The 16,049-nt window shown below is 47.9% G+C and carries 16 protein-coding genes, 1 tRNA gene and 1 rRNA gene; 4 read left to right on the top strand and 14 right to left on the bottom strand.

All coding sequences use genetic code 11. From position 1 onward, the window contains the following. Positions 1–22 precede the first annotated feature (22 nt). Complete coding sequence (locus OHJ21_RS32295; RefSeq protein WP_096777305.1) at positions 23–379, top strand: c-type cytochrome; 357 nt, start codon at positions 23–25, stop codon at positions 377–379. A gap of 101 nt (positions 380–480) precedes the next feature. On the opposite strand, the gene OHJ21_RS32290 is transcribed toward OHJ21_RS32295, so the two are convergent. Both OHJ21_RS32290 and OHJ21_RS32285 read right to left on the bottom strand, forming a co-directional pair. After that, entirely contained in the window at positions 481–795 is a 315-nt protein-coding gene (locus OHJ21_RS32290) for a 4a-hydroxytetrahydrobiopterin dehydratase (protein ID WP_098741259.1), read from the bottom strand. 109 nt (positions 796–904) lie between these two features. Next, on the bottom strand, positions 905–1,198 hold the full coding sequence (locus tag OHJ21_RS32285; RefSeq protein ID WP_071221117.1) for a hypothetical protein: 294 nt from the start codon (positions 1,196–1,198) through the stop codon (positions 905–907). 191 nt (positions 1,199–1,389) lie between these two features. Here OHJ21_RS32285 and motA point away from each other — a divergent pair, with 191 nt between their 5' ends. Beyond that, the gene (gene motA / locus OHJ21_RS32280; protein ID WP_100541615.1) at positions 1,390–2,190 is read left to right on the top strand and encodes a flagellar motor stator protein MotA; all 801 of its coding nucleotides are present in this window, start codon (positions 1,390–1,392) and stop codon (positions 2,188–2,190) included. Next, complete coding sequence (gene motB / locus OHJ21_RS32275) at positions 2,174–2,980, top strand: flagellar motor protein MotB (protein ID WP_071221115.1); 807 nt, start codon at positions 2,174–2,176, stop codon at positions 2,978–2,980. The genes motA and motB overlap by 17 nt, the downstream gene beginning before the upstream one ends. Before the next feature lie 112 nt (positions 2,981–3,092). Here the strand turns inward: motB and rluF are convergent, their stop codons facing one another. Both rluF and OHJ21_RS32265 read right to left on the bottom strand, forming a co-directional pair. Then, on the bottom strand, positions 3,093–3,797 hold the full coding sequence (gene rluF, locus OHJ21_RS32270) for a 23S rRNA pseudouridine(2604) synthase RluF (RefSeq protein ID WP_100541616.1): 705 nt from the start codon (positions 3,795–3,797) through the stop codon (positions 3,093–3,095). 33 nt (positions 3,798–3,830) lie between these two features. After that, positions 3,831–6,125 carry an ATP-binding protein gene (locus tag OHJ21_RS32265; protein WP_486022353.1) on the bottom strand — a complete coding sequence of 765 codons (2,295 nt, stop codon included), beginning with the start codon at positions 6,123–6,125 and terminating at the stop codon, positions 3,831–3,833. 362 nt (positions 6,126–6,487) lie between these two features. On the opposite strand from OHJ21_RS32265, the gene tadA reads away from it, so the two are divergent. Continuing rightward, a complete protein-coding gene (gene tadA, locus OHJ21_RS32260) occupies positions 6,488–6,982 on the top strand; it encodes a tRNA adenosine(34) deaminase TadA (RefSeq protein ID WP_100541618.1) in 495 nt (164 codons plus the stop codon). 81 nt (positions 6,983–7,063) lie between these two features. Here tadA and OHJ21_RS32255 read toward each other — a convergent pair whose 3' ends face one another. From OHJ21_RS32255 to rrf, 10 genes are all read right to left on the bottom strand, one after another. Continuing rightward, positions 7,064–8,149, bottom strand: a complete 1,086-nt coding sequence (locus tag OHJ21_RS32255; protein ID WP_100541619.1) for a hypothetical protein — start codon at positions 8,147–8,149, stop codon at positions 7,064–7,066. Positions 8,150–8,455: 306 nt separating this feature from the next. Next, positions 8,456–8,605 carry a small acid-soluble spore protein P gene (locus OHJ21_RS32250; RefSeq protein ID WP_098741251.1) on the bottom strand — a complete coding sequence of 50 codons (150 nt, stop codon included), beginning with the start codon at positions 8,603–8,605 and terminating at the stop codon, positions 8,456–8,458. Between the two features lie 104 nt (positions 8,606–8,709). Then, on the bottom strand, positions 8,710–9,051 hold the full coding sequence (locus tag OHJ21_RS32245; RefSeq protein ID WP_100541620.1) for a hypothetical protein: 342 nt from the start codon (positions 9,049–9,051) through the stop codon (positions 8,710–8,712). A gap of 169 nt (positions 9,052–9,220) precedes the next feature. Next, positions 9,221–9,309, bottom strand: a tRNA-Ser gene (locus OHJ21_RS32240). 73 nt (positions 9,310–9,382) lie between these two features. After that, complete coding sequence (gene serS / locus OHJ21_RS32235) at positions 9,383–10,666, bottom strand: serine--tRNA ligase (protein WP_100541621.1); 1,284 nt, start codon at positions 10,664–10,666, stop codon at positions 9,383–9,385. A 189-nt stretch (positions 10,667–10,855) separates the two neighbouring features. Then, complete coding sequence (gene pdxT / locus OHJ21_RS32230; RefSeq protein WP_486022350.1) at positions 10,856–11,443, bottom strand: pyridoxal 5'-phosphate synthase glutaminase subunit PdxT; 588 nt, start codon at positions 11,441–11,443, stop codon at positions 10,856–10,858. A gap of 15 nt (positions 11,444–11,458) precedes the next feature. Then, positions 11,459–12,340 carry a pyridoxal 5'-phosphate synthase lyase subunit PdxS gene (pdxS, locus tag OHJ21_RS32225; RefSeq protein ID WP_009595550.1) on the bottom strand — a complete coding sequence of 294 codons (882 nt, stop codon included), beginning with the start codon at positions 12,338–12,340 and terminating at the stop codon, positions 11,459–11,461. A 163-nt stretch (positions 12,341–12,503) separates the two neighbouring features. Next, complete coding sequence (locus tag OHJ21_RS32220) at positions 12,504–13,922, bottom strand: D-alanyl-D-alanine carboxypeptidase family protein (protein ID WP_100541623.1); 1,419 nt, start codon at positions 13,920–13,922, stop codon at positions 12,504–12,506. A 152-nt stretch (positions 13,923–14,074) separates the two neighbouring features. Further along, a complete protein-coding gene (gene guaB / locus OHJ21_RS32215; protein WP_100541624.1) occupies positions 14,075–15,532 on the bottom strand; it encodes an IMP dehydrogenase in 1,458 nt (485 codons plus the stop codon). A gap of 424 nt (positions 15,533–15,956) precedes the next feature. Further along, a 5S ribosomal RNA gene (gene rrf, locus OHJ21_RS32210) occupies positions 15,957–16,049 on the bottom strand; the annotation flags it as partial.

Here is a 16,049-nt window from a genome sequence, read left to right as displayed (position 1 = left end):
ACATAGAAGGGACGATATGACGATGCAAAAATGGATCATGAGCGGATTGTTCTTCGTCGCATGTGCGTTGGCTATTGCGCTGATGTTTACGCTCCCAGGTAAGGAACAGGTAGCTCAGGAAGAGAAGCCGACCATGCCGGAAGTGACTCTCGATGCTGCCGCAGCGGAAGCTACACTGAAAGCAAGCTGCATTAGCTGTCACGGCGACCAACTTCAAGGCGGCGCTGGACCGGCTTTGAATCAAGTGGGCGGACACATGGATGCGGACGCGATCTTCAACGTTGTAACCAAAGGTCGTAAGGGAATGCCTTCCTTTAAAGATCAACTTAAGCCTGATGAAATCGCAAACATCGCGCTGTACCTTGCTGAGAAAAAATAAATCAGCTTATACGCAAAACACGCCTGCACCTGGAGTTCTTCCTGGGGCAAGCGTGTTTTTACATATTCGGGACCTCCGAGGGGACTTACCGTCTTCCCCTTCTATTGTGCCGCCTTGCCATCCTTCGAACGACTCTTCTCATAGGCTTCGTTAAACTGCTGCGCTTCCTTAATATCCACAGCCGTGATGCCACCGTCGTCCCAAGAAGTGAGACGAAGTGTAACGACTTTATAATCTATGGTGATGTAGGGGTGATGTCCGAAAGCTTCCGAAATAGCTGCCACTTCATCAACAAAAGCGATTCCCTTCATGAAGGAGGAGAAGGTATACTTCCGTACGATCCATCTCCCTTGTTCAAATTCCCAACCCTCAAGCTTTTCCAGATGAGCCTCTACTTCTTGCTGCGTATAAAGCATCTTTTATCTTCCTCCCCGAAAAAAACCTATCTTAAAGCCGACTGACACGTAATATGGGCTATCTGTCATCTATTCTATTCTGCCCTGTATCTGTTGATAACTGGAGTGATTACACAAGGGCCACAAAAGCCAACTCTTCTTCACCGATCAAAATATGTATTCGATGGTTCGTCTGATCATGCATGACCACGCCGCTGCCAACGTTAATCACCGGCTCTGTGCCCAGCGCATAAAACAAATCCTCTGCCAGCGCCTCATGAACCTCATTTTGCTCGGCTTCACCCAGATTGCCCCAATCCTCAGCTTCCATTTCAAAGAAGACATAGCTGTCGGAAATTCGCCCGACCGCCTCGGTTAGTTCTGCCAGAATTTCGCCATAATCCCTTCCGTGCTTAACGCCCATCTTAATCACTCCTTTCCTTGCCGTACTTAGCTTCGTTTCCCTTCCTTCCATTATACCGGAAATTACAACTAAAAAAAAAAGCCCGACCTGACGATAAATAGGATAACGCCCCACATAAGGGGCCCGGTTCTCCATGAGAGCCGTTCTGACGAATGGATTCGTTATTTTATTTCTCACGGATGAGGTGTGGTATGGAAATTTCAACAATTATAGGCTTAATAATCGGTATCGTCGCGGTACTGGTGGGCATGATCCTGAAAGGTGCCTCCCTTCTCGCTTTGTATAATCCGGCAGCCTATCTAATCATTCTTGGCGGTACGGCAGCAACTTTATTCATCGGATTTCCGCTAGTCGAGCTGAAAAAGATTCCGAAGCTGGTCAAAATGACCTTCGTGAAACAGAATCTGATGGACAAAACGGATATGATCAAGCTGTTTATGGAATGGGCTTCGATCACACGCCGTGAAGGACTGCTGGCTCTGGAAACCAAAGTCGATGAGATTGATGACAGCTTCCTGCGTAATGGGATGCGCATGATCATTGACGGCAACGATCAGGAATTCGTACGTGATGTATTAATGGAAGATATTAATGCCACCGAAGAGCGCCATCGTTCCGGCTCATTGATCTTCTCCCAGGCCGGTATGTATGCACCTTCCCTCGGGGTACTTGGAGCCGTTATCGGTTTGATCGCTGCACTATCCCACATGGAAGATATGGGCGAACTCGCCCATGCCATCGGGGCTGCGTTTATCGCTACCCTGCTCGGTATCTTCACCGGTTATGTCATCTGTCACCCGATTGCGAATAAACTCAAGCGTCTATCCAAACGCGAGGTTGAAATCCGCCTGATGATGGTAGAAGGCCTGCTGTCCATTCAATCCGGTGTATCCACCATTGCAATCAATCAAAAGCTCTCCGTGTTCCTGACACCGTCCGAACGGGCTGAGCTCAGCGAGAGGGAGGCTGGTGCTAGTGAGCAAAAAGACTAGACACGAGCCGCATGAGGAGCATGCCGACGAATCCTGGCTTCTTCCTTACGCAGACCTACTGACCTTGCTTCTGGCCCTGTTCCTGGTGCTGTACGCCATGAGCGCGACGGATGCACGCAAATTTCAAGAAATGAGCGAAGCCTTCAGCGTTGCTCTTACCGGCGGAACCGGGGTGCTGGACTACAGCAAAACGGAATCCAGCGATGATCCGCCTAATATTAAGGATCATAAAGCGACATCACCTTCCGTTCCCGCAACAACACCTGACCAACGACGTGCAGAACTGATGCGTCAGGAGCAACAGGATCTGGAGAAGCTGAAGAAGCAGCTCGATAATTATATTAAGAATAACGGTTTAACCTCGGAGCTCAGCACCAAGTTGAACCACTCCCAGCTTGTCATTACGATACGGGATAACGCCCTGTTCCCTTCCGGTGAGGCCGTTGTGAAGCCGGAGGCCCGTAAACTGGCGAAGGCCATCTCGCAAATGCTTCACAAGTTCCCGGACTATGAAATCATTGTATCCGGTCATACGGATAATGTGCCAATCTCGAACAGCCGATATCCATCGAACTGGGATTTAAGCTCGGATCGGGCCTTGCAGTTCATGAAGATTTTGCTAACCAACTCGGAGCTGGACCCTAAACGGTTCATGCCGATCGGTTATGGTGAATACCATCCGATTGCCGATAACAATACCGCTGCTGGACGAGCGAAGAACCGCAGAGTCGAGGTATCCATTATACGTAAATACCAGGATAGCGCGACCTTTACAAGCGTGAATGAATAACTCAAAAGGGAACGGTCCCTACAGACTATAACACACAATAAACAACCGATGCATCTGGTCTCCAGATCCCATCGGTTGTTTTTGTTTAAGGTAATAGGAGTATTCCAGTCAGCTACTCGAGCCTGTAGTTCAGCAGCCGGCCAAGCTCTTCCTTCTCCTTCTCGTTAAGGTCGCGCCATGAGCCGATACGTTGACTGCCAAGACGGATATTCATAATCCGGATTCGCTGTAACTTTCGGACCTCATAACCAAAAGCGCTGCACATTCTGCGGATTTGACGATTCTTACCCTCTGTCAGAATGATTCGGAATACACGCTCGGACATTCGAGTGACCTCACAGGGCAGAGTCATCTCACCTAAAACTTTTACGCCGCTGGACATCCCGCTAAGGAAGGATTCCGTTACCGGGCGATCCACCGTCACAATGTATTCTTTCTCATGTTTCCCCTCGGAGCGAAGGATCTTATTGACGATATCCCCATCATTCGTCAGCAAAATCAGTCCCTCGGAGTCCTTATCCAATCGTCCTATAGGAAAAATACGCTCGTTATGACCTACGAAGTCTACAATATTGCCCTTAATATGCGGTTCGGTGGTGCTTGTAATCCCGACCGGCTTATTAAGAGCAATATACACATGTTGCTTCTTCTTATCCTGAAGCGGCTTTCCCTGGATACGCACATCGTCGCCTTCCTCTGCCTGGCTTCCCAGGACTGCCACCACGCCATTAATGGTAACTTTCCCGCTCTCCACCAGCTTGTCCGCTTCACGACGTGAGCAATATCCCGTTTCACTGATAAATTTATTGATTCTCAAGATGCCATCCCCTTATCTGTAACTACTTCTTGCTTATCCCTCAATTGCATTCCGCTGAACCGCAGGCAGAACCATGCTCACCTTGGTTCCTACTCCCACTTCACTCTCGATTTCCATCATACCCCGGTGGCCCTGAATAATACGCTGGCTTACCATCAATCCTAGCCCTGTGCCCGTCTCTTTATTTGTAATAAAAGGCTCGCCAAGATGCGGCATCAGATCTTCCGGAATGCCTTGACCTTCATCCCGAATATCGATTTGTACCCATTCGCCCTTCGGCCTTGAAAGGTCAATCCAGATACTGCCGCCATCCGGCATCGCTTCAATCGCATTTTTGAGCAAATTGATAAACACCTGCTTGAGCTGGTTCTCCTCACAGTGTACGTACGTGGGTTCATCAGTAAATTTCAATTTGAATTCGATACCGTACAAATGGGCTTGGCTGTCAAGGAATGAAATGACATCTCCCATGATGACTCGGACATCCCTTTCTTGGAAATGAATCGCCTGCGGCTTCGCTAATATCAGAAATTCACTGACAATGAGGTTAATTCGATCCAGCTCGGACAGCATTAGATCAATATGGTCCGGATTAACTTTGTGGGTCTGCTGCTGAAGCTGCAGAAATCCACGGAGCGTCGTAAGCGGATTTCGGATCTCATGAGCAACGCCGGCAGCCAACTGGCCAACGGTATTGAGCTTCTCCGAACGACGCAGCAGCTCCTCGATCCGATTGCGTTCCGTCACATCCCGAGACACGCTAATCATGGAGGTAACCTCACCGTTCTCGTCGCGCACCAGCGAGGTGCTGATACTGACCTCGATCGTGCTTCCATCTTTGCGAAGACGGACCGTCTCCACCGGAGGAAGCCGTTCACCGGCCCGCAGGCGGCGGATGCGTTCCTTTTCTTCTTCCTCTTTGGCCGGAGGCACAAGTGCAAGCTTCCGTCCAACCACTTCGTGCGCCTTCCAACCATACAATTGCTCAAACGCTTTATTCACACTAATAACCCGTTCATAGGTATCGGTTGTATGAATGGCATCGGCTGTCTGATTAATGACCGACTCCAGATATTCCTTAACGGATTGATTCTCATCGACCATTTGCTTCAACTGGCTCGTATAGTTACCCAGATTACGTGTCATCGCATTGATTCGACCCGCAAGCTGCCCCAGCTCGTCCCGGCTGCTTACCTCCAGCCTTCGATCAAAGTGACCATCCGAGACATCGTTTACCGTCCCCAGGATGGCCTGAATCGGCTTGGTAAAATACCCCGCAACAATATAACTGCCGAATATCACGATTTCCAATAAAACCAATGAGATGGCCACAAGACTGATCATCTGCTCCCTCATTACGGAGGAGATGGCTTCATAATCCATGACAACACTGATGACACTGGTCGGTTTATTTTCAGATACGATGGGGATGAAGCTTTTTAGCACCTTCTTATTATTGATGGTACTGACAAACACCACATTATCGCTGGTAGAAACAGCCCTCTTCACAGCTTCCGCATCTTGGTCCAGGCTTCCATAGTCGTAGGTGCCGAATGTAATGGGACGATTGCGAAGCTTGTGATGAACGTCATCCGTTCCATCTTCTCTCATATATTCATTGCCAAACGTTTCAGGGTTGATGCCTGTTACTTCCAATATTCGCGGATTCGACTTCAACGTTTCCTTCACAACCGTATCCGGGCTTGTTATCTTCACAAAGTCCTTGATATTCGAATTCCTTATGTAGGGATCAATGATATAATTGCGCTTGCTATCGTAATAGTATCCCCATTTATCAATGAATTCCGGATTGGATGTGGAGAACTCAAACGGTCCTGACCAAAAATGATCGGCGCGCTGACCCTCGGAAACGGATACGACTTTACCATACTGGAACAATTCTTGAAAAGCCGTATGCCAGTACCCCCAGTTCTTTGTGGAAAGACCGATTTCATCTTGAGAGGAGGATCGGGCAACAACGATATCATCATTCGTCCGGACCAATAGCGAAATGTGGGTGACGCCGATCTCCTTACTCAATTCCACCAATTGCGAATTGGTTATATTGTTAATATCCGGATCCAAAGCTTTTGCCGCATTGACCGCGGCCACCTTCAGCATATCACCGAATATGTTATCCACATATGCAGAACTAAAGCCGGTTTGCTGGACCGTGATGGCAATCTGCGTAGCGGCCATCACCATTTTGGTTTCACTATCCTGCTGCAAATTTTCCTGGGTCGTGTAATAGTTCAGCGTAATGTTGAGCAGAAGAATAAATAATACCGATATGGACATGATCATCGATAATTTCGTCTTAATCGACAAGTGGCATCTTCACCTTTCTGCTGTCACATAGACGACTTGCGAATCTAATACCCTCATGATACCTTGATCAGGAACGTTTGAAAAGACAAGCGACTTGATGACTATATGCTTTTTTCCACAATCGCATTGCTATTGAAATAGGGAATCCTTACAATATAAGAGGCCATTCCAAGTAAAACAAACAACGTATCCACAGATTGCGCACAAATACACAACTTATCTGGGGATAATGTGTATAACCTTGTGTATAATATTTTAGTTATCCACAATTTTGTCCACAACATGTTAACAAACGAATAAATGTTCGTTGAACATTGGGTATAAATACAGGGTTTTAACGGGCTGTGAAAGGAGACTTTAGTTTGATATCAAATTCAATAGACCCACTGGCTGTGGATAACGATAATCATGAACGCTGGATGAGAGAAGCCATCGCGGAAGCACAGAAAGCCGAAGAGCTCGGTGAAGTTCCAATCGGCGCTGTCATCGTGCGGGGTGATGAGATTATTGGCCGTGGTTACAATTTGCGTGAAACGACTCATGATGGTACGGCCCATGCCGAGATGGTAGCGATCCGTGAAGCAAGCAAACATCTTGGAGCTTGGCGGTTGCTCGACTGCCGGTTGTACGTGACGCTGGAGCCCTGTCCCATGTGTGCAGGAGCGATCGTCCAATCCAGGGTCCCACAGCTGATCTATGGCACTGGCGATCCCAAAGCCGGTTGTGCCGGCACACTGATGAATTTGCTTCAAGAGCCGCGTTTTAATCACCGGACTCACGTGGTTGAGGGCGTGCTGCAGGAAGAATGCGCATCCCTACTCACCCAGTTCTTCCGACGTTTGCGCGGGAAAATATGATCCTTATGTAGAGAAATATGTATAGAAACGTAAAAAACCCGGCCATGACGGCCGGGTTTTGGTGTCTGTGATGAGATAATATTAATAAGTGCCCATTTGGCTCATGGATTCCTCAAATTGCTCCATCGTGATGACATCAGCTTCTTTTGGAATACCGATTTTGAACTCTTGTTTTGCGTTGATGTTGTTGTATTGGGTGCTACCCTTCACAGCCAACTTCACGTTCTCATTGGTTTCTGGATCATTGAAATCAACGTTCAATACAACATCCTGATAAGCAGGGAAATCCTTTTTATCAATAGCCGTGTTGATGTTGAATGTGTTGATCTTCAGATATTTCTGCATCTCTTCCAGGCCCGCTTTGAATTCGTCTTGATTAACGTTGGATACTTCAGCTTTGGCAGCGTCGATATCTTCCTGGGTCAGACCCAGCAATTCGCGGTACTCGTCTTTAGCTGCAATGTCAACAACCTTAGGTGCAACCTTGTTTACCATAATATCCAATGCTTCATTCAGGTTATCATTGGTTACAAAGAATTGAACCACTTGTTTTGCATCCACGCCTTCTGGAAGGCCAGCATCTTTAACATTGATCTCTTTGAAGTATTTCGCTTGATCATATTCGCTCAGCAAAGCTTCAAGGATCTCGTTCACGAATTTCTGCGATTTCTCGGTATCCAGGCTTTCTGGGCTAAACGTTTCACCGGATTGCTCAGCAAGCTCTTTCATGTCCATCATGAGGAACTTGCCAACAACGTCCTCTGGGAATGGCAGCATTGGAATGCTTGGAACTTTAATGTAGATTTTCTCTTTCGTCATGACCATATCAATGTTGAAGGACATCGCCATGTCACCCTTCAGATTGATACCCATGTTCATTTCGGTTTGCATTGGCTCAGCTTGGTAGATACCATCCAGCGTAACCTCAGCATTCTTCAGCATGGTCATCGCTTGAGTTACACTTGGATCGCCTTCAACTGCAGGTATGTTAACTTGAAGGTCTTCAATGACAAATTTACTCTTCATTTCGTAGGATGTCATCTTCATCGCGTTCGTAGCAGCGTTGGTCATTGCTGCCTTAGGCTCTTCTTTTTTGGCGCAGCCGGATAATACAACTGTCACTGTGAGCAACAGTGTCAGCATAATAGCTGCAAACTTCTTGTTCATTAAAATTTCTCTCCCCTCTAACAGTCAAAAAAATAACAGACCTTCTAATCATAAACCATTTAACCAAAATGAGAAACACTTTCTGGAATATTTGCTGAAAATTTATTTCCTTTCTTTTTCCATCCATCTTAATTTCAAACTTCTTAACATGCGAATAAGGTGGGGCCCCAAAATATTACACTTGAACACTAATACGCAGGTTGGACGCAAAAGGTTTCATAACGAAAAAAAGAACTTCCTGTCGTATTACAGGAAGTTCCCTCGATTCTTGCTTTCTAGCCTCTCCGTATTTGCTCCTACAGGCTTCTAGCCCTCCGGATTGAAATGTCCATCCTGCTTACGGATCTTCGCTCTGTGCGAGCCTGACAGCGGCTCCTGGCCACCACGGTCATGGTCCTTGCGCTGCTTCGGCTGCTCTTGTGCTTCCGGTACCGGAATCGCTTTTGGTTTGCTCATCTGATAGCCCTCCATTTCATGGATCAAACGATGTCTACGCTATCCTGCTTTGATGTCCATATCATGAAGAGACAGTATGGAAACTGTCTCACCCATTCATGGAACTAGTGGTGCGTGATTTGCTGCAGCGTTTGGGCACACTCATGGATATGGCGCGTATAATCGCCCACCATGCCCTGAATGTTCTCATTACGCTCATCGGTCGTCGCGCCCCCACGCTCTACATCGACCAGATCGACCTTCACTTCCCGCGAATCCACATACGTGCATTGAAAATCAAATGAATACTCCTGGCGACCTGCTGCATCAATATGAATGCGGATGGCATTCGGATCCCCTTCGTCTGCAGCCACTTCTGCGCGATCTCCCGGCTTTAATATGATGGGCAGTCTTTCCTGCCAGGCATTGACCAGCGTCGACTGATCCACATTCAGTTCTGAGTTCATGTTCACACCTCCCCTTCTCTATAAATTGCGATAACAGGGGATGTTTTATACAGCAGCCTCCATAAAGCAGAGAACCTATTGAAGGGAAGAACATGCTATGATTCCTCTTATATAAAAGAGCAATAAAAAAACCGTTTCCCTAAGGGAACGGTTTGGGTTTGATTATGTATGGCGGAGAGGATGGGATTCGAACCCATGTGGGCTTGCACCCTAACGGTTTTCAAGACCGCCCCGTTATGACCGCTTCGGTACCTCTCCACGTGGTAATGATCCATGCAAAATGAATCACGTGCAAAAATCATTATACCACAAGACAAACTGTTTTATCAACTTATTTTTTCTGTTCGATGATACTAACGTTCCCCATGTACGGGCGAAGTACTTCAGGAATAACGACGGATCCGTCAGCCTGTTGATAGTTTTCCAGAATGGCAGCGACGGTACGCCCTACCGCGAGCCCGGAACCATTCAGGGTGTGGACAAATTCGGGCTTGCTCTTCGGTTCCGGACGGAAGCGAATGTTGGCACGGCGAGCCTGGAAGTCCCCGATATTCGAACATGAGGAGATTTCACGATATACGCCGCTCTCTGGAAGCCAAACCTCCAGATCATAAGTCTTCATGGATCCAAAGCCCATATCCCCGGTACAAAGAGCCATGACGCGATAAGGAAGATTCAGCAGCTGGAGCACTCGCTCCGCATCCGCCGTCATCTTCTCAAGCTCATCAAACGATGTTTCCGGATGTACAATCTTCACCATCTCAACCTTGTTGAACTGATGCTGACGAATAAGTCCCCGTGTGTCGCGGCCTGCCGCGCCGGCTTCCGAACGGAAACAGGAGCTGTATGCCACGTAATATTTAGGCAGATCCTCACTATTTAAGATTTCCTCGCGATGGTAGTTCGTTACAGGAACCTCAGCGGTTGGGATCAGATAGTAGTCGGTATCGCTAATTTTAAATAAATCCTCTTCGAATTTAGGCAGCTGTCCTGTTCCGTACAAACTGTCCCGGTTGACGATATATGGAGGCAGCATTTCCTCATAGCCGTGTTTGTCGCTGTGCAGATCCATCATGAAACTGATCAAGGCACGCTCAAGGCGAGCACCCAAACCTTTGTAGAACGTAAACCGTGAACCCGTTACCTTCGCACCTGCTTCAAAATCCAAAATACTCAGGTTCTGAGCAAGCTCCCAGTGTGCCTTAGGCTCGAAATCGAAAGCTTTCGGCTCCGCCCAGCGGCGGATTTCCACGTTCTCCTCCTCCGAGGCGCCTACCGGCACACTCTCATGAGGGATATTCGGAATCGCCAAAGTAAGCTCGGATATGCTGGCTTCCAGCTCACGAACTTCCTCATCCATCGCTTTAATCTGGTCTGACACTTGGCGCATTTCCAGAATCAGATCATCTGCATTCTCACGATTCTTCTTCAGTTTGGCTACTTCAGCCGACACGGTGTTGCGGCGATTCTTCAGACTTTCGCTTTCCTGCAGCAATTCCCGGCGCCGGGCGTCAAGCTTAGGAAACTCCGCAATCAGATCGAGCGATTTGCCTCGATTCTTCAGCGCTTCTTCTACACGACTGTACTCGCTGCGCAATATTTTTACGTCTAACACGGGAAACCCTCCTAAAGTAAAACATCCATCAAGTATATCGAAGCAGCTGCCCTATATGTTGATAAAAAGCCTTGGGACAAGGCTGCATTATACGTTATTACATACGATACATCTTATTGCATTTCAGCGAAAAAGACAACTTGACTCCCACATACTGCCAAAGAGTCAAGATGTCTTCTACTGTAACTATTACATCTGTGGTGCCGTAGACTGGGATCGAACCATCTCCACAAAATATTGATGAAGTCGATAATCGTCCGTCAGCTCCGGATGATAAGAAGCTGCGAGCAGATGCCCCTGTCTGGCTGTAACAATCTCATCCTTATAAGTGGAAAGGACCTCAACGCCCGCACCCACTTCCAGAATGAGCGGCGCACGAATGAAGACAGCCCGTACCGTTTCTTCGATTCCTTTTACAGGCAAATCGGTCTCGAAGCTTTCACGCTGACGTCCAAATGCGTTCCGCGCCACCGTGATGTCCATCAGCTTCAGATGAGCCTCTTCGTCGCCTTGAATTCGCTCTGCCAGTACGATCAGTCCGGCGCATGTTCCGAATATCGGTTTGCCCTGGGCTGAGAACTGATGAATTGCATCCATAAAATCATACTTCCGCATCAGCTTGCCGATGGTGGTGCTCTCGCCGCCAGGGATAATCAAGCCGTCAATGCTGTCCAACTGCTCAACCTTCTTAATCGGCACCCCTTCGGCACCAGCAAGCGTAATGCTCCGAATATGCTCTGCAACGGCACCCTGAAGTGCCAGTACGCCGACCTTCATGTTACCCCTTCTCTCTTACCAGCCGCGATCCTGCATGCGCTCAGCGGGACTAAGCTTGGATATCTCGATGCCTTTCATCGGAGCACCCAGGTTCTTGGATACTTCAGCAATCAATTTATAATCATCATAATGCGTCGTTGCTTCAACAATCGCACGAGCGAACTTCTCAGGGTTGTCCGATTTGAAAATGCCGGATCCAACAAAGACGCCGTCAGCGCCCAGATGCATCATCAATGCTGCATCAGCAGGTGTTGCCACACCGCCAGCTGCAAAGTTAACGACAGGCAGCTTGCCCGTCTCATGAACGCCCTTCAGGAGGTCATAGGAAACACCGAGGTTTTTCGCTTCGGCATACAGCTCGTCCTTCGACATGTTGCGAACTTTACGGATTTGGCTGTTGATCAAACGCATGTGGCGAACAGCTTCCACGATGTTGCCCGTTCCCGGCTCACCCTTCGTGCGGATCATGGATGCACCTTCGCCGATACGACGCAGCGCTTCGCCAATGTCTTTGGCGCCACATACGAACGGTACGGTGAAATCCCACTTGTCGATATGGAACACTTCATCCGCCGGCGTCAGCACTTCACTCTCATCGAGGTAATCCACGCCGAGTGATTCAAGCACTTTCGCCTCGACATAATGACCGATACGAGCCTTGGCCATAACTGGAATGGATACAACTTTCATGACTTCCTCAACGATGGTTGGATCAGCCATACGTGCTACTCCCCCAGCAGCGCGAATATCGGAAGGAACGCGCTCCAGCGCCATAACTGCCGTAGCACCGGCAGCTTCAGCGATTTTCGCTTGTTCCGCATTCATGACGTCCATAATGACGCCGCCTTTTTGCATTTCCGCCATACCTCTTTTTACAGTTGATGTTCCTGTTTCCATGTCCCCTAGCCTCCCGATTATATGTTGTATCTCATCGCCATAACAGCATTCCCTGGCGATATGGTCTGTACCCGTATAGGTGCATGCTTGCAATGAATCTAACTTGATATTTTACCGCATCAAAATCAAATACACAACCCAATTACTCGGAATTTATCGGCTGTTAGAAAAGATTTTTGATGGAATCAAATAAATCGGCGAAAAAGTCTCCAATCGCCCGCAGGAACAAACTGAACCAGCCTGCCTTCTCAACTTCCTCCGCAGTGATTAGATTCACCGTTTCGGTTTGGGCTTCCTTCATGCCTTCTATTTTATATGTGTAGGTTACCGTGCCCACCTTCGTATCCTTAGCGACAGGAGCTGTCATGCTGGAGGAGTCCAGTTTGGCTTCAAAGGTAATATTCTTGCCGCTTGAACCTTTCGGTACAACAAAAGTAAGAGCTTTATCCGTTACGAGCGCAGCTTCTTTGCCTTTGCCCTTCTTCACTTCGACGGTTTCAAAGCCTTGCACGGTTGCACCGGCAGCTTGGACTTCCTTCACTTCAAAGTTGTCAAAGCCGTAATCAAGAACTTTTTTGGTCTCTTTAAAACGGGCGCCTTCAGATTTCGTACCCATTACAACGCTAATCAAACGCATGCCGTCACGTTCAGCAGTACCGGCAAAGCAATAACCCGCCGCATTGGTATGACCGGTTTTTAAACCGTCCAAACCTTCATAAGCGTAGGACTTAAAGTTCGTAATACTCTTGTTGGCCTCAAGCATCCAGTTGTAGTTGATAATCGGATTCGTGTCTCTCTGCCGGAACTTGTGGGATTGAATAGCCGTGAATCTTGCAAAATCAGGATGATCCTCGACAATATATTTCGCAAGTAAAGCGGTATCCATTGCCGACATTACCGTTTCTTTATCCTCTGCAGGGCGATATTTCTCTGGCATATCAGCACGGCTGAGGCCAGTTGAATTAATGAAGAAAGCCGTCTTCAGCCCCATCTTCTTCGCCGTATCGTTCATCATGGTAACAAACTCTGCCTCGGAACCAGCCACATGCTCAGCCAATGCTACCGTCGCATCATTCGCCGAACCGACAGCCATCGCTATGTAGAGCTCTTCCACTGTATGTTGGTCGCCTTCCGCCAAAAATATCCGCGATCCGACAGTTTTTGCTGCATTTTCCCCCACGGTAACCACGTCATCCCAAGCTAAGTCGCCTTGTTTCACTTTTTCTGCAACGATGTATTCCGTCATCATCTTCGTCATACTCGCCGGTGGCAATGCTTCATCCGCATTAATAGATAATAGGACCTGTCCTGTTGATGGCTCGATCAGAACAGCGGAGCTTACATCCAATCCAAGCTGATCAATCGATGGCACTTTATCCGGTTTCTCAGCATTGGTTGTGGCTTTCTCGGTTGTCGCTTTATCCTCTGTGGCTTTCGTTGTATCCGCTGTTGCCAGCATAGTAGGTGCCGCGAATGAAACCGCAGGCGCAGCAGAGAAACACAGTATATTAAACAGCATCAAGGATGCCAGCGTTCTTTGAATTCGTTGCCGCTTATTCTTCTTTACAGACTTGTCTATCAATGGAATTACTCCCCTCTAATTCTCAATAAGTCATTAACTTGTTCTATTCTATCATAGGGGGGGTATCAAAAAAAGACAAGCTGGATGATAATTCATCCAGCTTGTCCAGGAAATAAATGACATATATTGTTCGTCCTTGTTCTTTCAGTGAATTACAAGGAATAGTTAGGTGCTTCTTTGGTAATTTGAATATCATGCGGATGGCTCTCGCGGAGTCCTGCACCAGAGATACGGATAAACTGAGTGTCATTCCGCAGTTCCTCCAGGTTTTGCGTACCGCAATAGCCCATGCCGGAGCGCAATCCACCGATCAGCTGATGGATGGTATCTGCCAAAGGCCCTTTGTAAGCAACACGACCCTCGATGCCTTCCGGAACCAATTTCTTGTCGTCATCTTGGAAATAACGGTCTTTACTGCCTTGTTTCATGGCTGCAAGGGAACCCATACCGCGATAAGCCTTGAAACGGCGTCCTTGATAGATCTCAGCTTCGCCTGGGCTCTCCTCCGTACCGGCAAACATGCTGCCCAGCATAACGGCACTTGCGCCTGCCGCGATGGCTTTCGTAATTTCCCCGGAGTATTTGATACCGCCATCTGCGATAATTGGCACGCCGTATTCTTTAGCAACCGTTGCACAGTCATATATCGCTGTGATTTGCGGTACGCCAATCCCAGCAATGACGCGGGTGGTGCAGATCGATCCTGGGCCGATTCCGACTTTAACGACGGATGCACCAGCTTCGATAAGCTCTCGTGTGCCTTCGCCTGTGGCCACGTTACCAGCGATAATCGTCAGATCCGGATACACTTCGCGCAGTTTGCGAACGGAATCAATGATATTGATGTGATGACCGTGGGCAGAGTCAACGGTAATAACGTCAACGCCAGCTTTCACAAGCGCCTCTGCTCTTTCGAAGGTATCCTTGGAGATTCCGATGGCTGCACCTACAAGCAGGCGGCCCTGAGCGTCCTTCGCTGCTCTAGGGAACTGAATCGCTTTCTCAATGTCTTTAATGGTGATAAGTCCTTTAAGGACATTATCCTCGTCTACCAAAGGCAGTTTCTCAATCTTATGCTTCTGCAAGATCATTTCGGCATCCTGAAGGGTCGTTCCGACCGGAGCTGTCACCAAATTCTCGCTGGTCATCACTTCACTGATGACCGTATTGTAATCATGAACAAAACGAAGATCACGATTCGTCAAAATCCCGATCAGCTTATTGTTCTCATCTACGATCGGTACGCCGGAAATCCGGAACTTACCCATGAGTTTCTCTGCATCGGATACAAGATGATCAGCATGGAGCGAGAACGGATTCGTAATAACACCACTTTCCGAACGTTTAACCCGATCTACCTCTTCTGCCTGTTGTTCAACCGTCATATTTTTATGAATAATGCCGATTCCGCCTTCTCTAGCAATGGCAATTGCCAAAGGAGCTTCCGTTACGGTGTCCATTCCTGCACTGATGAGCGGGATGTTCAATTTCACATGCTCGCTCAATTTGGTGCTAACATCCACTTCTTTTGGAAGTACCTCGGATTTTCTAGGAACCAACAATACATCGTCAAAAGTGAAGCCTTCCTTGCTAAACTTATCTTCCCACACCTGGGTTATTCCTCCTTTTTGTCGTCTTCCTGCGGACTACAACTACTGTCAGAGCTGGACCGGACGGCATTTTCAAGTATTTTCAGAAATATATTATTGCCATCTTAGCAAAGGGCCCATAGGCTGTCAAGGATTGAAATTCGTCCTTTGCCGGAAGTTCGCAAGTATCCATCCAGCGCGTTATCCTGTCTCTTTGGAATGGACAAACGAACCGGGTTTCTTCTATTAAATGGAGACTCACCCACGTTTAAGCCTGGTCTGCCAAAATGCTAAGTCCTTAAGGCATTATCCTGGGGTTCAATGAATCGCTGTCGTTTAGTATCACCCAACCCGGTATGGGATAGTCTCGAATTCGTAAATACTTGTTTTTGAATATAGGAAAAGACCGCTATCGATCACTCGATAACGGCCTTTATGGTTGTTCGCTTGGCGACGTCCTACTCTCCCGGGACCCTTCGGTCCAAGTACCATCGGCGCTGGAAGGCTTAACGGTCGTGTTCGGTATGGGTACGCGTGG

This window comes from Virgibacillus sp. LDC1 (assembly GCF_025792345.1).
Classification (GTDB): domain Bacteria; phylum Bacillota; class Bacilli; order Paenibacillales; family Paenibacillaceae; genus Paenibacillus_AQ; species Paenibacillus_AQ lautus.
The sequence above is the reverse complement of the archived record's forward strand: the minus strand, read 5'-3'. Positions and strand labels throughout refer to the sequence as shown.